Below are 15959 nucleotides of genomic sequence, written 5' to 3'. Positions count from 1 at the left end.
CCGTTAGATATGCCGTCGTATAATATTTGCTAATGACTATTATATCTTCAAGTAATATCGCCGAGAGGGCGGCTACGCTCGACGCAGCGCCAGCACCGTGAGCGTCTCGAACGGGAACGACTCCTCGACGACGGGATCGGCCGCGAAGCCGGCCTCGTCGATCAGGTCGAGCACCTCGTCGTACCCCGTGAGCGAGGAGACGAGCAGGAGGACGACCCCGTCGGGGGCGAGGACGCGGTCCACGTCCGCGAGGAAGGGCTCGATGAGCTCGCGGCCCGACTCGCCGCCCGAGAGCGCGCGTTCCATCCAGTCGCCCCACTCGTTGTCGGGGTCGGTCGGGAGGTACGGCGGGTTGAAACACACCGCGTCGAACGCGTCCGCGCGGAACGGCGAGAGGAGGTCGGCGACGACGGCCTCGACGCCGCGCTCGCGGGCCTCTCGCGCGGCGTGCGGGTTGAGGTCGCTGCCGACCACGTCGAGGTCGCGCTCGGTCGCGACCCGCTCGGCGACCCACCCCGACCCCGTACCGACCTCCAGCACGCGCCCGTGCGCCTCCGCGACCGCCGCCTCCGCGAGCAGCCCGGAGTCCTCGGCGGGCTGGTAGACGACCACGTCGTCGACCCCGCGTCGCTCCGCGAGGCCGCCGCCGCGCTCAGCTCCGCCGCGCTCAGCCCCGCCGCCGCCGCGCTCGTCTCCGTCCCCGGTCATCGGTCGTCGCCCTCCGCCTCGGCGTCGCCCGCGTCGGCGGCGCCGGAGTTCTCGGACCCCTCGCGCGTCGCCGCGCGCCCCTCGACCGACGCGTCCAACTGCGGTCCGGAGGTGCCCTCCGCGCGGGCGGAGAGCGTCTGTTGCGGGAACGGGATGACGATCCCTTCGTCTTCGAGCGCGTCCTTCATCGCGTTCATCGCAGCGGTCTGGGTCCGCCAGCGCTTCCGCATGCTCGGGTTCCGGATCCAGTACCGCAGCCCCAACACGACCGCCGAGTCGTCGAAGCGCTTCGTCACGGCGTTCGGCTCGGGCATCTCGGCGACGTCCTCGACGTCGGCGACCGCCTCCTCGACGACCGCGGCCGCGCGCTCGACGTCGGTGTCGTAGTCGACGCCGACCTCGACTTCGATCCGCAGCCGGTTCCGCCGCGAGCGGTCGACGATCGAGCCCGAGCGGACGTCGTCGTTCGGCATCGTGATCACCTCGCCGTCGAACGACCGGAGCCGCGTGCTCATGATCGAGATCTCCGTCACCGTCCCCTCGTGGTCGCCGACCTCCACCCAGTCACCGACCTCGAACGGCCGCGAGAACATCAACACGAAGCCCGCGAGGACCGCGCCGAGCGTCTGCCGCGCGGCCATCCCGACCACGATCCCGAGGAACCCCGCGCCGACGAGGAGGCTGCCGACGTTGTCGGTGAACAGCCCGACGACGGCGACCAGCACAGTCGTGTAGACGGTCAGCTGTGTGATCCGCAGGATGACCTCCTGTTGGTGTTGGGAGATCGACGCGCTCTCGGCGCCGACCTCGCGGATGACGCCGCCGAGGAAGTCCGTGAGCGCGTACGCGATCGCCAGGAGGATCACCGCGAGGACGACGTTCGACACCTGATTGGCTGTCAGCGTCGACCGCGCGGCCTCGAAGAGGGCGCCGCTCCGGTCCCACACCGCGATCAGGGTGATCGCCCCCGCCGCGGTGGCGACGCCGACCGCCGCCGACAGCAGGAGCCGCTTCGTCGAGGTGAGGTCCCTGTCCCCGCGTTTCAGCCGCCCCGTGAGGTACCGGACCGCGACCACGGCGGCGACGATCCCGACCGAGGCGGCGAACCGCTCGAAGTTGCCGGCGAGCGCGCGCTGAAGCTCCGTCACGAGGCCGATCCAGCCGGTCATCGTCACGCCTCCGTCGGGGACCCGCGCTCGCGGGCCAGCTCCGCCAGCGCGGCGAACGCCGCCGGCTCCAGCGTGCCGGGCCGGCTACGCAGCAGCTCCTCGTCCGCCGCGTCGACGACCGCCTCCGGGTCGTTGAGCCCGGAGATGTGCGCCGTGTTCCGCACCGCGTTCCGCACCGTCTTGCGCCGCTGGGTGAAAAGCGCCTTCACGAACCGGAGGAAGAACGCCTCGTCGCCGACGGCGTAGTCGGGGTCGCGGGGGGTACAGCGCACCAGCGCGCTCTCGACGGCCGGCTGCGGGTCGAACGCCTCCTTCGGGACGCGCTCGACGATCTCCACGTCGGCGTAGTGCTGCGCCGACACCGAGAGCCGGCCGTACGCGGACTCGCCGGCGGACGCGACCATTCGGTCGGCGAACTCCGCCTGGAACATCAACACGAGCGGCTTCTTCTCGGGCAGCAGCCGGAAGGCGATCTCCGAGGAGACGCCGTACGGAAGGTTCGCGACGCAGGCCGAGAAGGGCGGGAGGTCGACGTCGAGCGCGTCGCCGTCCACCACGTCGAGGAGCCCGTCGGCGACCGCGGCCGCGAACTCCTCGCGGAGGAACTCGGCGAAGGCCTTGTCGCGCTCGATCACCGTCAGACGCCCGGCGGCGTCGCTCGCGGTCGCCAGCAGCCGGTCGGTGAGCGCGCCGGCGCCGCCGCCGATCTCGAGGAGGTGGCTGGCGTCGGCGCCGTCGGGGAGGTACGTCGGGATCCGGTCGAGGACCCGGTCGTCGACGAGGAAGTGCTGGTCGCGGTCGGGGTCGGCGCGCGCGCCGGCCCGCCTCGCGAGCGCGTCGGGATCGCGGCTCCCGTACGCGGCGCCCTCACCCGTCGATGAGTCGGTCATAGCCGGGGTAGACGCGGTGTTCGGGTAAAAGCCTCGTTTCGGGGCGCCCGTCGCGCTCGCGGCGGGTTCCGAGGGGCGGCCAGGGGCGATCGGCCGCCAGCCGATCACCCGACGAGGCCGTCGACCCGACCGGCTCACTCTTCCCGGGCGACGAAGGTCCGGTACTTCAGGTCGGACTGCCGGATCTCCTCGACGATCCGTTCGAGGATCACTTCCCGCGGGCGGTGAAGCCCGGAGATCCGCTCTTCGACGTCGGCGAAGCTCTCGAACGGGCCGCGCTTCCGCTCGTCTAAGAGGTCGTTCCGCAGCTTCTTACCGATCCCGGGCAGCAGGTTCAGCTGGTGGAGCCGGAGGGTGATCGGCCCCGCCTCGTTGTAGAAGTCGACGAACCGCTCCTCGTCGGCCTCAACGATGGCCTCGACGGCGTACTCGATCTCCGCGGCCGCGTTCCGGGTGAGGCCGTCGAACTCGACCTCGCGGTAGCGGCCGACGTCCGGGCCGTCCAGCGCGATCCGGTCGCCGACCGAAGCGTCAACGTCGTCGGCGAGCGTCAGCTCGTACAGCGCGAACGAGGCGGCGCCGAGCCCGTACGCCACCGGCGACTTGCGGGACTGCGGCCGGTCGTCGTCGGGACGGCCGTTCGGCAGCACGTCGAGCAGGACGGCGGTCGGGCCCTCGTCCTCGCCAAGGGCGTCGTCCGCTGCGCCGTCGTCCGCTGCGCCCTCGTCCTCGCCGAGGCCGTCGTCCGCTGCGCCCTCGTCTTCGCCGAGGGCGTCGTCCGTTGCGCCCTCGTCTTCGCCCGGGGCGTCGTCCGCTGGGGCGTCACCCCCGCTCCGATCGTCGGCCGGCGTCCCGTCGCCGTCGGCGTGGTCCATGTATCGTTTATCGCTCCGAGCGGTGAAAAAACCGCTGGGGGGACGGGACGCGTCCGCGTCCGCCGACGACCGGATTCAATAGCGTCGAGTGCCACGTGGTATCATGGCGAAACCGGAGCCGGCGGAGGTGATCCGACTTGTCGAGGCGTTCCCGGGTCCCCCGCCGGAGACGAACGACCACGGGCGGGTCGACGACCTGCTCGACGGCGCGTACGGCGCCCTGACGCGGAACTGGTACCCCGAACTCCGGCGGCGCGCCGCGGCCCACGCCGACGGCGACTGCCTCCGCGAGCGGGTGCTCGAACACGTCGAGGCGGTGCCTTCGTTCCGGCTCTCGGACGGGCCGACGCCCCTGGAAGAGCGGCGCGAGGCGCTCGCGGAGGCGGCGGCGCTGCGCGACGACGTCCGCGAGATCGCGGAGTGGTACGGCACCCTGCGGTCGCGGCTGGAGGGCGAGCGGGCGTCGCTGACGCGAGGGGAGCGCCTGCTCCACGACTTCGGGTACGCGCTCGCGCACGTCCTCTTTCTCGGCGCGTCGTCGCCGAGAGCGGTCGTCCGACGGCTCAGGCTGGCGTACCGGACCGTCGGCGTTCGGATCGACGAGACCGCCTCCGAGGGCGGGGTCGAGGAAACGAAGTTCACCTGTCCGTACCGGAACGTCGCGGGCGGGCGGTGCGGCGAGCGGTGGGTGTGTCACGAGAAGCTCGACCGCGTCGACGACGGGTACGTCTCCTACCTCGCGGAGCGCGGGATCGCCTACCAGCGGCCGCGAGGGTGTGTCGACTCCGAACAGTGTCACTCGACGGTCGCCCGCGACGGGCCGGCGCGGTGGTGGCCGAAGACACCCCCGGCCGCGGTGGGCGCCGACCCGTGACCCGCGACGGCGAGGACGCGGGCGGGTCCGCGACGGCCGATGGCTTCGAGGCGGCGGATCCGCGCCGACTGCGCCGGATCCGGCGCGGCTACGACGCGTGGGCCCGCGTCTACGACTGGTTCGCGCGAGCCACCGCGTCCGTCGGCGGCGTCCGGACCGCCTGCGTCGACGCGCTGGGCCTCGACCCGGGCGACACCGTCGTCGAGTTCGGCTGCGGCCCCGGGGTGAACCTCCCCGCGCTCCGCGGCGCCGTCGGTCCGAGCGGTCGCGTCGTCGGCGTCGACGTCTCGCCGCGGATGCTCGATCGGGCGACGGGGCTCGTCGAGCGGCGCGGCTGGGGGAACGTCTCGCTCGTCGAGGCCGACGCCGAGCGCCCGCCGGTCGCGGCCGCGGACGGCGTCCTCGCGACGTTCGTCACGTCGCTTCTCGCCGACCCGTACGCGGTCGTGAGCCGGTGGTGCGACCTGGCGGACGCCGTCGTCCTCGCGGCGTTCGTCCCCGAGGGGAACCGAGCGGCGAACGCCGCGCTCCGGGCGTTCGTGGCGCTGAACGGTCGCCTCTTCGACGCGCGGACCGACGATCCGCTCGGCAGGCTGGCGGAGCGGACCGCCGCGGCGCGGCGGGCGCTCGACGATCACGCGGCCGTCCGCGAGCGACGGCGACGCCTCTTCGGGACGATCGCCGTCGAGGCCGGGCGAGGGGAGTAGCGGGGACGGGTCCCCACGGTCGGCGCGGGAGTCAGGCGGAGACCGGAACTGAGACGACCGTCGCGTCGGCGTTCCGGATGACGCGTTCGGTCGTGCTGCCGAGCAGGTCGTCTGCGGCCTCGTCGAGGCCGCGCTTGCCCATCACGACAGCGTCCGCGCCGACCGCCTCCGCGTAGTCGGCGATCTCGTGAGCCGGAACCCCGGCTTCGATCGCAGTCTCGCTGTCGACGCCGGCGTCCGTGACGGCCGCGGCGACCCGGTCGACGGCCGCCTCCAGTCGCTCGCGGCGCTCGGGGTCCTCGTCGTCGAACTTCTCCGGCTTGCCCGAGCGGTCGTACATCGGGATCTCCTCGACGACGCCGAGGACGTGTACCGTCCCGTCGTCGGCCGTGACCTCGATCGCGTCGTCGACCGCGTCGAGGGCGGCGTCGCCCTCGCCGGTCGGAACGAGGGTAGTCTGGTACATGCGGGTCAACGTACGTGGGGAAATCTGAAAAAACATGTCGACGACCCGCCCCGTCGGGCCGGAAGAGACCCGCAGTCAGGCGTACTTCGCGACGACGTCGAGGACCTCGTCGAGCTCCTCGCCGTCGAGCGAGTAGCGCTCCTGCGCGAACACCGAGCGGAGCTCCGTGCGGTCCTCGGGGAGCAGGTCGGTGATCTTCACGGCGGTCGGCAGATCGATCTGATCGAGCTCGGTGAGCTCCTCGACGAGCTCGCGGGACTCCTCGGCGTCGAGCTCCGCGAACCGGTTGACGTGTTCGATCGCGCGGGCGAGCTCGTAGCGGAGGTCACGCTCCTCGTCTTCCGCGCGCTCGTCTTCGATCTCCACGAGGATCTCTTTCGCCTCGGAGGTGGTGACGTACTCCTCGTCGAGCTTCTCTTTGAAAATCGTCATCTCAGTTCTGCTGAGCCCGCATGTGGGCGGCGGTGACGATGAGCGTCTTCGTCTTGCCGCCGTCCGGGATCTCCACTTTGAACGCCGACCCCTGCTTGCCGACGACGGTGCCGGTCCGGCCGTCGAAGCGCGGATGGAAGCGCCCGTTGGGGACGCTCGGGTCGATCTTGAGGTGGACCTGCGACCCCTCGTCGAACTCCTGGATCGCTCGCTGCGGCGGGGAGGTGCCGCGGTTGCGGGGTTTGTTCGAGAGCTTGTCGCGAGTCGCCTTCTGCGGCCCATTGGAACTCGGCATGGTCTTGGGATACCTTCCGCTGCCGCCGTTATAAATCGTGCGTTACGACCCGCAGGACGTGGGCTCCTCACACACGCGGCCGTCGGCGAGCGGCCGCTGACCGCGTCCGTCGCTGCCGAGTCGCACGCGCGCGACTACCAGATGTACCTCCCCCTTCCGAAAGGGCTAATCCAAGGAGTCCCTATCATATTTGTAATGAGTCATCAGCTGCCGGATGTACAGGCGTCGTCCCCCGACGTCACCGTCGGGCTCTCGCAGGTCGGCGTTACCGGCGTGGAGAAGCTCGTGAAGCTGGCGCGCGGCGACAAGCGCCCTATCGTCCTCATGGCCGAGTTCGAGGTGTTCGTCGACCTCCCGAGCGGCCGGAAGGGGATCGACATGTCGCGGAACCTCGCGACCGTCGACGAGATCTTAGAGGACATCACCCGCGAGGAGGCGTACCGCGTCGAGGACGTCTGCGGCGACGCCGCCGAGCGGCTCTTAGAGAAGCACGACTACACCACCACCGCCGAGGTGTCGATGACGGCGGAGCTCGTCACCCGCGAGGACACGCCGGCCTCCGACATCGAGACGCAGAGCACGGCGACGATCGTCGCCAGCGCGACCGCCACCGAGGACGGCACGCGCGAAGAGATCGGCGCCGAGGTGACGGGCATGACCGTCTGTCCCTGCTCGCAGGGGATGAGCGAGTCCCGAGCCCGCGACAAGCTCGCGGAGCTCGGCGTCGACGAGGAGACGACCGAGGAGTTCTTAGACGCCGTCCCGCAGCCGGGCCACTCCCAGCGCGGCCACGCGACGCTGACGATCACGACGGACGGCCACCCCGACATCGACCTCCGCGACCTGATCGACGTGGCTCGCGACTCGATGAGCGCGCGCATCTACAACATGGCGAAGCGCCCCGACGAGGACCACATGACCTACGAGGCCCACGCCGACGCGAAGTTCGTCGAGGACTGCGTCCGCGCGCTCGCCGAGGGCACCGTCGACGAGTTCCCGCACCTCTCGGACGAGGCCGTTATCCACATGAAGCAGTCGAACGACGAGTCGATCCACCAGCACAACGCCCACGCCGAGCGCGAGGTCCGGCTGGGCGACCTGCGCGACGAACTCGACCCATAGGTGCGTGTAGTCGCAGTCTCCGGGCCTTTTTAACTGAATTCGGGTGTTGTTGTCGGCTTTTTATAAGCGAACAGTGATACTGCGGAAAAGACCGCCAAAGTCACAGCCGCTCGTTTATAAATAATTGATATTCGATCGGTCGCGAACACTTCTGAAGTCCCAGCCGCTCGCTTATAAATAGCCAACAACGGATCGGCGACGAACACCTCCAAAGCCCCAGCCGCGACGGCTCGCGCGGCTTGCTGTGTTCCTCGCTCGGTCGCTAGCGCTCCCTCGCTGTGGTACTTGCTGCGCCGTGCTTCGCCCTCGCGACTGCCCCTTTGAGCCCCGCCCCGCACAGCAACCGCAGCCTCACACCTCCCCAGCCTCGTCAGTCGCCTCCGCTTCGCTCCGGCGACTGACTCCCTCGCGCGTGCTGTCGCCGGCGCTTCGCGCCGGCTTCCAGAGGGACCTTCGGTCCCTCGCGGCTCGGCCGCGAGGCGGCCTCGCAGGCACGCGCCGCCGCATCCCATTTATAAACAGTCGTCGTTGTCAGCCGCTCACCCGAACGTCAGCGGCTCCGCCTCCGCCCAGCGCGGCTCAAACTGGTCTTTCACGCTCGTCGCGAACTCGATGTCCTTCACGTCGATCATCGCGAACGGCTCGTCCGACGACAGCGGGTGCGGCACCTCGATACACACCTCTATCTCGTCGAACACGTTGAACGTCCCGTCGACGTCGGGCAGCGTCCGGACCTCGAACCCGTCCATATCGGTCAGCTCCGCGGTGTACCGGCGCCCGACGCTCCGCGGGAGCTCGTCGACCGTCGCCGGGGAGAGCAGCACCCGGATCTCCACGCCGCGCTCGAGCGCGGCCTCCAGCTCGGCGGTCACGCGCTCGCCGATCGTGCCGAGGTCGAACCCGGTCGCGGGCGCGCCCGCGACCACGACGACCCGTCGCTCCGCGGCGGCGATCCGCTCTAAAAGGAGGTCCGTCGCCTCCTCGGCGCCGACCGCCGCGGTCCAGAACTGGCCATCGACCGGCTCGCCGGCGTCGAGTTCGGTCGAGAGATCGTCGACAACCGACTCGTACTGCTCGGCCTGCGTCCGCAGCTCCTCCTTCTTCTCGTCGAGCAGGCGGTCGAGCGCTGCGTCCGGCTCGACCGCGACGTACTTCTTCGGCCGGCTGGCGGCCTGACTGCGGACGAGGTTGTGCTGCTCTAAGCTGTTGAGCACGTCGTAGATCCGCCCCATCGGGACCTCGCTGGCCCGCGAGAGGTCCTTCGCCGTCGTCGGCCCGGTGCGGAGGAGCGCGCGGTACGCCCGGGCCTCGTACTCGGAGAGCCCCAGATCGCGGAGAGATGCCATACGCTGGGATGCCGCGGCACCCGTATAAACGCGTCGCCCGTTTACGATCCGGATGGGTCGCCGCGGACGACCGGTGACGAGCGAACGAGTCAGCGGCGGCGTCGTTCGGCGTCGACGAGGGGGTTATGCCAGGACGTCGCCGACCCGGTCCATCAACTCGTCCGGCGTTTCCGCCGGCTCGGAGGCGCCGTCGCCCGCGAGGACGACCGCGGTTCCCGCGGGAACCGTCCGGGGCGCGGGCGCGTCGGCCTCGTGGGCGTTCGGCGCGATCACCTTCTCGTGGTCGGCGACCCGCCACGCGGCGCGGTGGAGGTCGCTCCCGGGCTCGGTCCCGACCGCGATGACAGTCGTCCCGCGCCGCAGGCGGGCGGCGAGGCTCCCGTAGCCGGCGACCTGGACGCTCAGCCGCTCGGTGGCGCCGGCGAACGCCTCGGCGGTCTCCCGGGCGACCTCGCGGTAGCGCTCCTCGCCGGTGAGCGCCGCGAGGTCGAGCAGGGACGACGCCATCTCGACGTTGGCGTCGAGCGGGCGGAACGACCGATCGAGCAGCCCCGCCCCAGAGCGCGGTCCGTCGACAAACGAGCCGTCGACGCGGAGCCGGTCGATCGCCCGGTCCGCGACCGCGCGGGCCACCTCGGCGCCCTCCCCGAGGATACCGGCGGCGCGGACGTACACCCCGACGACGCGGGCGGCGTCTTCGAGCAGGTCGGACTCGCCGACCTCGTCGGTACCGCGGTAGCGGGTCACCGCGCCGGACTCGGCGTCGATCAGGTCCCGCTCGAGGCCGTCGAGGATCCGGCCGGCGTACTCGCGGGCGCGCTCGTCGTCGGTGTAGGCGGCCACCGCGAGCAGCGCGTCCGCGGCGAGCGCGTTGCCGCCGGCGAAGACGGTCAGGTCGCGGCGCGGCTCGTCCAGCTCCGCGCGGTCCTCGGCCGGCGCGGCGTAGTAGGCGCGGCCGAGCCCGGGCCCGAGGCTGCCGCCGACCCCGTAGCCGGTCCAGAGGTCGTCGGTGAGGAAGCCGACGGCGTCGAGCGCGGGCTCTACGTACGCCTCGTCGCCGGTGTAGAGGAAGGCGTTCGCGAACGCGCGGATCACGGCCGCGTTCGTGTCGAGCGGCTTCTCGTAGGCGATATCGCCCCAGTCGCGCGTGCCCGCGTATCGGAAGAACCCGCCGTCCACGTCGTCGGCCAGGTGGTCGCGCACCGCGTCGAGCGTCCGGAGCGCGCAGCTCCGGTCGCGCTTCAGCGCGAACTCGACGGTCCGCGGGAGCGGGAACTTCGCGTCCGTCCCCCAGCCGGCGTGCTCCTCGTCGTACTTGGCCTCCAGCTGCCCCGCCAGGTGGCTCTCGATCCCGTCGGTCAGTTCGCCGCGGGGCGGCAGGTCGGCGTCGAGCGCGCGGGGGACGCGGCCGGCCTCGCGGCCCTTGTCGGCCCACATCTGCCGGACCGATTCGAGGACCTGCCGCATCCCGTCGACGTCGAGGTAGCCCGCGCCGGTCAGCAGCGTCCCCTCGGGCGTCAGGAAGGCGGTGGTCGGGAAGCCGCCCATGTTGTACCGCTCGCGAACCCGCGGGTGGCGGTCGACGTCGACGCGGACGGGGACGAACCCCTCGTTGACGTTGGCCGCGATGCGCGGCTCCGCGTAGGTGATCGCGTCCATCTCGTGACAGCCCTCGCACCACGTGGCCGACAGCGAGAGCAGCACCGGGCGGTCGCGCTCGTCGGCCTCGGCGAACGCCTCGGGGCCCCAGTCGCGCCACTCGACGCGGGTCTCGTCGGTCATGGGCATAGTCGGATCGGGGCGGGGGTAAGCGCTTCGAGAGCGGGACGCTGGCGGGAGGAACGAAAGCGGGGGAAGCGTGGAGGGCGGGCGGGAGGAGGGCGGAGGCAGGGAGAGGAGGGCGGAGGCAGGGAGAGGAGGGCGCGGCACCGGTGTCCACGCGACGCGTCGGGCGTTCGGCGGGCGGTTCGGGTCGGGTCTCGGCGAGCGAGTCGGCGTCGTCCGTCAGCGTTTGTAGTCGTGACCGAGCGCGAGCGCGAGGGCGTTCGCGAACAGCAGGACAACGAACAGCCGCCCGGTGCCGCCGTCGAGCCCCGAGTACAGGAGGACGGGGTAGGCGGCCGGGATGGCGATGGCCGCCCAGAAGGCGGCGGCCTTGACGGTGCCGGTCATCAGCCCGGCGAGCCGTTCGCCGGACGCGATCTGCGTGGGAGCGGGGGTTGACATGGACACCTCTCCGTATGACGGGGGACCACATATAGCCCGACGAGGGTTCGGCGAATTTCACGGCGTTTCTCGACCGATCGAGTCGTTTTAAAACCGGCGCAGAAGCGTTTTAACTGTTTATTGGGCTCGCTAATTCTTTGTTTCGAGATCCTCGCCGATCCGGCCGTCTCGGCGCGATCCGCCGGTCCGCCCGCGTCGGACCGACCGATCCGGATCCGAACGACTGCCGCGGCACCAACCGCTTTGTCCGTCGCGGAGCGAGGTGGGGTATGCCAGAGACCGATCACCGCGACGGACAGCGAGATCCGAACCGCCCCGCCGCGCGCGCCGACGGGGGGCGACCCCGAGTGGCGGTCGTCGCCTGCGGCGGCACCATCGCCTCGGAGCCGGGCGACGACGGCGCGGCCCCCGAGAAGACCGGCGACGACCTCGTGGCGGCGGTGCCGGCCGTGAGCGACTACGCGCGGGTGACGACCAGAGAGGTGTGTTCGCAGCCCGGGTTCGACGTCCGGTGGCGGGACGTGCTCGCGACGGCGACGGCCGCGCGCGACGCGGTGAGCAAGGGCGCGGACGGCGTCGTCGTCACCCACGGGACGGACACGCTCGCGGACACCGCGTTCGCGCTCGACCTCCTCACCGACCTCGACGCGCCGGTCGTCGTCACCGGCGCGCAGCGCCGGCTCGACGAGCCCTCCAGCGACGTCCCCGCGAACCTCGCGCTCGCCGTCCGAGCGGCCGCGGACGACCGGTTCGCGCCGGGCGTCCACGTCGCGTTCGACGACGAGCTCCACGCCGCCCGCGACGTCGTGAAGGGCCACAGCAACGCGCTGTCGACGATGACCTCGCCGGGCGCGGGACCGGTCGCGACGTTCACCCGCGCCGCCTCGCGGCTCGTCCGGGCCCCCGAGCGCGGCGTCCCGGTCGCCCCGCTCGGGGACGAGATAGGGGGACCTGCGGACGTGCCGGAGGTCCCGGTCGTCCACTCGGGGACCGGCGTCGGCGCGGGGGCGCTCGAACGCGCGCTCGACGCGGGCGTCGGCGGGATCGTCGTCGAGGGGACCGGCCTCGGGAACGTCACCGGCGCGCTCGGCGACGCGATGGGCGACGCGGTCGACGTCGTTCCGGTCGTCGTCGCCGGCCGCCCGCCCGCCGGGCCGACGGAGCCGGTGTACGGGACGCCCGGCGGCGCCGTCACGCTCGCGGACCACGGAGTGACGTTCGCCGGCGACCTCCCGGCCGCGAAGGCGCGCGTCGCGCTCGCGCTCGGCCTCGCGGCCGGCCTCGACGGCGAGGGGATCGAGGCGCTGTTCGCGCCGGCGTGAGGCGAGGGCGATCGGCGCGAGGCGAGCGCGGCGCGCCGAGTCGACCGGGGCGAAACCGCCCGCCGAGATGGGACAGACGCCCGTTTTCGTTTACAGGAAGCCCATATATACCGGCCCCGTACCGGGAAGCATGACCCAGTTCACGCGACGGACGGCCCTCTACGGCGTCGCCGCCGGCGCCGCCGCACTCGCGGGCTGTACGGAGGCCGGTGCCCCCGCGGACGGAAACGGGACCGACAGCGGCGACGGAGACGGCAGCGACAGAGCCGACGGGGGGGACGGAGACGACGGCGACGGCGGCGAGGTGACGACCGCCGTCCGGCAGGTCGGCGCGGCTCTCTCGGGGCCCGCGTGGGACCGAACCGAGCGGCGCGGGTTCTGCGTGCTGATCACCGAGGAACACGGAGACGGCGCGTGGCTGCTCGACGAGGCGCCTGAGGCGGTCCGCGCGTTCGTCGAGGAGACGGACTTCGCCGAGTCGGTGATCGTCTACGTCGAGTCCGTCGGTCCCGACACCTGTCACGACGAGATCGCGTTCGACGACGTACGCGTCGAGGACGGGACCCTCGTCGCGGACGCGACGGTCCGAGGGCCGGATGACGAGGAGGTCGCCTGCGGCGAGGCGATCACCTACTCGGCCGCGCTGCTGCGCGTCACGAGCGACCCGCTCCCCGACGCGGCGCGGCTCTCGGTCACCGACGGCTGGGGCGAGACGGAGACGGTGCGCGACGGTGACGGGACCCGCGACCCGGCGGGGCTCCCGGGCGAGGTCCGCCCCGACCACGAGCCGACGACCGTCCCCGCCGCCTTCGACTGCGACGCCGACGGCTTCGAGCGCCACCCGCAGATGTACGACGGCGAGGTCAACTGGGGCGGCGGGGGCGGCGCAGGCAGCGACGCGGGCGGCGACGGCCCGCTCGCGCTCCGGGTCGTGAGCCCCGGCGACGACGCGCCCGGGTCCGACCCGCTCGCGATCGGCCGCGGAACCCGGTTCCGGATCGAGCTGACCAACGTCTCCGGGCGCACGGCGTACGTCGGCAACCAGGGGAAGTACAACCTGGAAATTCTGACCGAGGCGGGGTGGACCGAACTCCGGGGGGCCGAGGGGGACGCAACGTTCGGCTATACGGACGAGGCGCTCGGGGTCGCACCGGGCGGGACGCTCGACTGGGAGTTCGAGATGACCGAGTCGGGGCTCGTCGAGGGAGGGCCCCACGCCGACGCGCTCCGGGTCTGTCCGGATCTCGTCCCCGGCCGGTGCCGGTTCGTCTTCTTCGGCGCCGCCGACCTCGCGGTCGCGTTCGACTACGAGGGGTGACCGGCGGGTTCGACGGTATCCGGCGGCGCGTCAGGCGCGGACCTCGATGAGGAGGTCAGTCTCGGGCGACTCGCCCATCGTCTCGCGGACGCGGTCCCACGAGAGGTCGGTCCGCGCGGTCACCGACTCGGTGGCGACGGCGCCGCAGGCGTTGCCGACGAGGATCGGCACCTGATAGTCGCGCGGGTCGTGCGAGAACCCGTCCCTGGCGATCTCCGGCTCCCGGAGCGCGGCGGCGAGGAACCCGGCCGCGAAGGCGTCACCGGCGCCGGTGGTGTCGACCGGGTCGGCGTCGAACCCCGGGTGCGAGACGCTGCCGTGGGGCGTCCGCACCGTCGCGCCCTCGTCGCCGAGCTTGATCGCGACGACGCGGTCGTCCGGCTCCCACGGGTCGACGTCGGTCGCCGCCTCGAGCGCGTCGGCCTCGCGGTCGTTCAAGAAGAGGACGTCGCTCGCGTGGAGCGCGGCCTCGAACTCGCGGTCCGCGACGCGGCGCCCGGGGTCGAAGCTCCGGGTCGCGCCCGCCTCCGCCGCCGCGGTCGCGAGCGCCGCCGCGGTCTCGGGCTGCTGCCCGGTGAGGTGGAGGTGGTCGGCGGCCGCGAGCGTGTCGCGGTCGAGGCCGGCCGCGGAGAACGACTCGTTGGCGCCGTCGTTCGCGAGCATGAGCAGTTCGCCGCCGCCGTCGACGATGACGTACTTCACCGAGGTGGGCTCGGCGGCGTCGACGAGCACCTGTCCGGGGTCGACGCCGGCGCTGGCGAGCTCGCGAAGGGCCAGCGCGCCCGACTCGTCGCCGCCGACGCTGCCGTAGACGACCGACTGGCCGCCCAGGTCGACGAGCCCGACCGCGACGTTCGCGGCGCTGCCGCCACCGGACTGTTCGAGCCGGTCGATCCGCGTCTCCCCGTCCGGCTCGGGCAGGCTGTCGACGTGGATCGTCACGTCCCAGTTGATGTGGCCCGCCGAGACGACCTTCGGCACGCGGTCGGCCTCGTCGGGGGGCAGGTCGGGGTCGCGGTCGACCGCGGGGTCGACTCCGTCCGGCTCGTCGCCGGTTCCGTCGGCGTCCGGGTCGCCGTCGACCGCGCCTTCGGTGCCGCCGTCCGGGGCCTCCTCCCACTCGTCGACCTCGCGGTCCCACGCCGCGACCGTCTCGTCCCAGTCGTCGACTTCCTCGTCGCGCCCGCTCATGGTTCGGCCCACGGCTCGGCGGCGCCCTCGCCGAACAGCTCCCGCATCAGCGTCACGATACTCTCCGGGGGGAACTGTCCGTGCTCGGTGACGATCGCGTCCATGTACCGCGGCGGCGTCACGTCGAACGCGGGGTTCTCGACGTCGATCTCGCCAATCTCCTCGCGGGCGTCGGGGTCGATCACCTCGGTCTCGTCGCGCATCTCGATCTCGACGGTGTGGCCCGTCAGCGTCTCCGGGTGGAGCTTGATCGTCTGCGCGGCGGTCATGATCGGGACGCCGCGCTCGCGGGCGTTGACCGCGAGCCCCGAGGTGCCGATCTTGTTGATGACGCCGCCGTCCGCCGCGATCGAGTCGGCGCCGACGACGACGTGGTCGACCTCGTCGAGGTAGCGCCGCGCCGCGGAGTCGACGATCAGGGTGACGGGGACGCCCGCGTCACGGAGCGCCTCGGCCGTGATGTGCCCCTGCTGGCGCGGGCGCGTCTCCTTGACGACCGCCGAGATCGACTTCCCCTGCTCGACGGCGGCCTCGATACACGCCAAGGCGTCGGTGGAGTGGCAGTGCGTCATCACCGTGTCGCCGTCCGCGAGGCGGTTCGCTCCCACCTGCCCGAGGTCTTCCTGCGCGCGGTCTAACTGCTCGACGAACGCGTCGCTCGCGTCGACGACGCTCCGGCGGAGCCGGTCGACCGAGTCGCCCTCCATCCGCTGGAGGACGTACCGGAGGGCGTTCGGCAGCGACACCGCGGTCGGGCGCGTCTCCCGGAGGGTCCGCGCCGCGGCGCGCATCGACGCGCGGAACGCCTCCGGGTCGCTCGCGGTCGCGTCCGCCGCGGCCGCCGCCTCCGCCTGCTCGGCGAGCGCCTCGGCGGCCGCGGAGGCGATGGTCGCCGCGCCGCGGATCTCCATCGTCGCGATCGACTCGGCGGTCTCGCTGACCGCCGGCGCCGGCTCGGTGTCCGTCATACTGATCCGGTAGCCGGCCGTGTGGTGATAAAAGCGCCCCTCGACGGACC

Annotated in this window: 17 protein-coding genes; 5 read left to right on the top strand and 12 right to left on the bottom strand. The window is 72.0% G+C overall.

Annotated features, from left to right (window positions below; genetic code table 11):
• Window positions 1–72: 72 nt before the first annotated feature.
• The 4 genes from F3H13_RS03850 to F3H13_RS03835 all read right to left on the bottom strand — a co-directional run bounded on the left by F3H13_RS03850 (window position 73) and on the right by F3H13_RS03835 (window position 3642).
• Window positions 73–708: a HemK2/MTQ2 family protein methyltransferase gene (locus F3H13_RS03850; RefSeq protein WP_149797738.1), complete on the bottom strand. Its 636-nt coding sequence runs from the start codon at window positions 706–708 to the stop codon at window positions 73–75.
• Window positions 705–1883 carry a mechanosensitive ion channel family protein gene (locus F3H13_RS03845; RefSeq protein ID WP_149797737.1) on the bottom strand — a complete coding sequence of 393 codons (1179 nt, stop codon included), beginning with the start codon at window positions 1881–1883 and terminating at the stop codon, window positions 705–707. The genes F3H13_RS03850 and F3H13_RS03845 overlap by 4 nt, the downstream gene beginning before the upstream one ends.
• Window positions 1880–2767, bottom strand: coding sequence for a 16S ribosomal RNA methyltransferase A (locus tag F3H13_RS03840; protein ID WP_149797736.1), 888 nt, complete (start codon window positions 2765–2767; stop codon window positions 1880–1882). The genes F3H13_RS03845 and F3H13_RS03840 overlap by 4 nt, the downstream gene beginning before the upstream one ends.
• Before the next feature lie 134 nt (window positions 2768–2901).
• Complete coding sequence (locus F3H13_RS03835; protein WP_149797735.1) at window positions 2902–3642, bottom strand: DUF655 domain-containing protein; 741 nt, start codon at window positions 3640–3642, stop codon at window positions 2902–2904.
• Between the two features lie 103 nt (window positions 3643–3745).
• Here F3H13_RS03835 and F3H13_RS03830 point away from each other — a divergent pair, with 103 nt between their 5' ends.
• Both F3H13_RS03830 and F3H13_RS03825 read left to right on the top strand, forming a co-directional pair.
• Window positions 3746–4516 carry a hypothetical protein gene (locus F3H13_RS03830; protein WP_149797734.1) on the top strand — a complete coding sequence of 257 codons (771 nt, stop codon included), beginning with the start codon at window positions 3746–3748 and terminating at the stop codon, window positions 4514–4516.
• The gene (locus tag F3H13_RS03825) at window positions 4474–5223 is read left to right on the top strand and encodes a class I SAM-dependent methyltransferase (RefSeq protein ID WP_149797733.1); all 750 of its coding nucleotides are present in this window, start codon (window positions 4474–4476) and stop codon (window positions 5221–5223) included. The genes F3H13_RS03830 and F3H13_RS03825 overlap by 43 nt, the downstream gene beginning before the upstream one ends.
• Before the next feature lie 31 nt (window positions 5224–5254).
• On the opposite strand, the gene F3H13_RS03820 is transcribed toward F3H13_RS03825, so the two are convergent.
• The 3 genes from F3H13_RS03820 to F3H13_RS03810 all read right to left on the bottom strand — a co-directional run bounded on the left by F3H13_RS03820 (window position 5255) and on the right by F3H13_RS03810 (window position 6416).
• Entirely contained in the window at window positions 5255–5689 is a 435-nt protein-coding gene (locus F3H13_RS03820; RefSeq protein WP_149797732.1) for a universal stress protein, read from the bottom strand.
• Between the two features lie 75 nt (window positions 5690–5764).
• Window positions 5765–6121 carry an RNA polymerase Rpb4 family protein gene (locus F3H13_RS03815; protein WP_149797731.1) on the bottom strand — a complete coding sequence of 119 codons (357 nt, stop codon included), beginning with the start codon at window positions 6119–6121 and terminating at the stop codon, window positions 5765–5767.
• Between the two features lies 1 nt (window position 6122).
• Entirely contained in the window at window positions 6123–6416 is a 294-nt protein-coding gene (locus F3H13_RS03810; protein ID WP_008441398.1) for a 50S ribosomal protein L21e, read from the bottom strand.
• Between the two features lie 195 nt (window positions 6417–6611).
• On the opposite strand from F3H13_RS03810, the gene mptA reads away from it, so the two are divergent.
• Window positions 6612–7538, top strand: coding sequence for a GTP cyclohydrolase MptA (gene mptA, locus F3H13_RS03805; RefSeq protein ID WP_149797730.1), 927 nt, complete (start codon window positions 6612–6614; stop codon window positions 7536–7538).
• A gap of 539 nt (window positions 7539–8077) precedes the next feature.
• Here the strand turns inward: mptA and F3H13_RS03795 are convergent.
• From F3H13_RS03795 to F3H13_RS03785, 3 genes are all read right to left on the bottom strand, one after another.
• On the bottom strand, window positions 8078–8884 hold the full coding sequence (locus F3H13_RS03795) for a TrmB family transcriptional regulator (RefSeq protein ID WP_149797728.1): 807 nt from the start codon (window positions 8882–8884) through the stop codon (window positions 8078–8080).
• A 123-nt stretch (window positions 8885–9007) separates the two neighbouring features.
• The gene (locus tag F3H13_RS03790; protein ID WP_149797727.1) at window positions 9008–10666 is read right to left on the bottom strand and encodes a DUF255 domain-containing protein; all 1659 of its coding nucleotides are present in this window, start codon (window positions 10664–10666) and stop codon (window positions 9008–9010) included.
• A 222-nt stretch (window positions 10667–10888) separates the two neighbouring features.
• A complete protein-coding gene (locus F3H13_RS03785; RefSeq protein WP_149797726.1) occupies window positions 10889–11110 on the bottom strand; it encodes a hypothetical protein in 222 nt (73 codons plus the stop codon).
• 269 nt (window positions 11111–11379) lie between these two features.
• On the opposite strand from F3H13_RS03785, the gene F3H13_RS03780 reads away from it, so the two are divergent.
• Both F3H13_RS03780 and F3H13_RS03775 read left to right on the top strand, forming a co-directional pair.
• Complete coding sequence (locus tag F3H13_RS03780) at window positions 11380–12432, top strand: asparaginase (RefSeq protein WP_188127988.1); 1053 nt, start codon at window positions 11380–11382, stop codon at window positions 12430–12432.
• A 130-nt stretch (window positions 12433–12562) separates the two neighbouring features.
• Complete coding sequence (locus tag F3H13_RS03775; protein ID WP_149797725.1) at window positions 12563–13750, top strand: hypothetical protein; 1188 nt, start codon at window positions 12563–12565, stop codon at window positions 13748–13750.
• A gap of 30 nt (window positions 13751–13780) precedes the next feature.
• Here F3H13_RS03775 and F3H13_RS03770 read toward each other — a convergent pair whose 3' ends face one another.
• Together F3H13_RS03770 and F3H13_RS03765 are read right to left on the bottom strand one after the other, a co-directional pair.
• On the bottom strand, window positions 13781–14941 hold the full coding sequence (locus F3H13_RS03770; RefSeq protein WP_149797724.1) for a carbohydrate kinase family protein: 1161 nt from the start codon (window positions 14939–14941) through the stop codon (window positions 13781–13783).
• The gene (locus tag F3H13_RS03765) at window positions 14938–15909 is read right to left on the bottom strand and encodes a ribose 1,5-bisphosphate isomerase (protein WP_149797723.1); all 972 of its coding nucleotides are present in this window, start codon (window positions 15907–15909) and stop codon (window positions 14938–14940) included. Before F3H13_RS03765 ends, F3H13_RS03770 begins: the two co-directional genes overlap by 4 nt.
• Window positions 15910–15959: the final 50 nt, after the last annotated feature.

Origin of the sequence: Halorubrum xinjiangense (assembly GCF_900102375.1) — an archaeon.
Classification (GTDB): Archaea; Halobacteriota; Halobacteria; order Halobacteriales; family Haloferacaceae; genus Halorubrum; species Halorubrum xinjiangense.
The sequence above is the reverse complement of the archived record's forward strand: the minus strand, read 5'-3'. Positions and strand labels throughout refer to the sequence as shown.

Excerpts from the sequence above, each read along its gene's own strand:
- F3H13_RS03785 (WP_149797726.1), bottom strand. The coding sequence starts at position 11,110 with ATGTCAACCCCCGCTCCCACGCAGATCGCGTCCGGCGAACGGCTCGCC.
- F3H13_RS03815 (WP_149797731.1), bottom strand. The coding sequence starts at position 6,121 with ATGACGATTTTCAAAGAGAAGCTCGACGAGGAGTACGTCACCACCTCC.
- F3H13_RS03765 (WP_149797723.1), bottom strand. The coding sequence starts at position 15,909 with ATGACGGACACCGAGCCGGCGCCGGCGGTCAGCGAGACCGCCGAGTCG.
- F3H13_RS03850 (WP_149797738.1), bottom strand. The coding sequence starts at position 708 with ATGACCGGGGACGGAGACGAGCGCGGCGGCGGCGGGGCTGAGCGCGGC.
- F3H13_RS03795 (WP_149797728.1), bottom strand. The coding sequence starts at position 8,884 with ATGGCATCTCTCCGCGATCTGGGGCTCTCCGAGTACGAGGCCCGGGCG.
- F3H13_RS03775 (WP_149797725.1), top strand. The coding sequence starts at position 12,563 with ATGACCCAGTTCACGCGACGGACGGCCCTCTACGGCGTCGCCGCCGGC.
- F3H13_RS03830 (WP_149797734.1), top strand. The coding sequence starts at position 3,746 with ATGGCGAAACCGGAGCCGGCGGAGGTGATCCGACTTGTCGAGGCGTTC.
- F3H13_RS03835 (WP_149797735.1), bottom strand. The coding sequence starts at position 3,642 with ATGGACCACGCCGACGGCGACGGGACGCCGGCCGACGATCGGAGCGGG.
- F3H13_RS03810 (WP_008441398.1), bottom strand. The coding sequence starts at position 6,416 with ATGCCGAGTTCCAATGGGCCGCAGAAGGCGACTCGCGACAAGCTCTCG.
- F3H13_RS03840 (WP_149797736.1), bottom strand. The coding sequence starts at position 2,767 with ATGACCGACTCATCGACGGGTGAGGGCGCCGCGTACGGGAGCCGCGAT.
- F3H13_RS03770 (WP_149797724.1), bottom strand. The coding sequence starts at position 14,941 with ATGAGCGGGCGCGACGAGGAAGTCGACGACTGGGACGAGACGGTCGCG.
- mptA (WP_149797730.1), top strand. The coding sequence starts at position 6,612 with ATGAGTCATCAGCTGCCGGATGTACAGGCGTCGTCCCCCGACGTCACC.
- F3H13_RS03790 (WP_149797727.1), bottom strand. The coding sequence starts at position 10,666 with ATGACCGACGAGACCCGCGTCGAGTGGCGCGACTGGGGCCCCGAGGCG.
- F3H13_RS03780 (WP_188127988.1), top strand. The coding sequence starts at position 11,380 with ATGCCAGAGACCGATCACCGCGACGGACAGCGAGATCCGAACCGCCCC.
- F3H13_RS03820 (WP_149797732.1), bottom strand. The coding sequence starts at position 5,689 with ATGTACCAGACTACCCTCGTTCCGACCGGCGAGGGCGACGCCGCCCTC.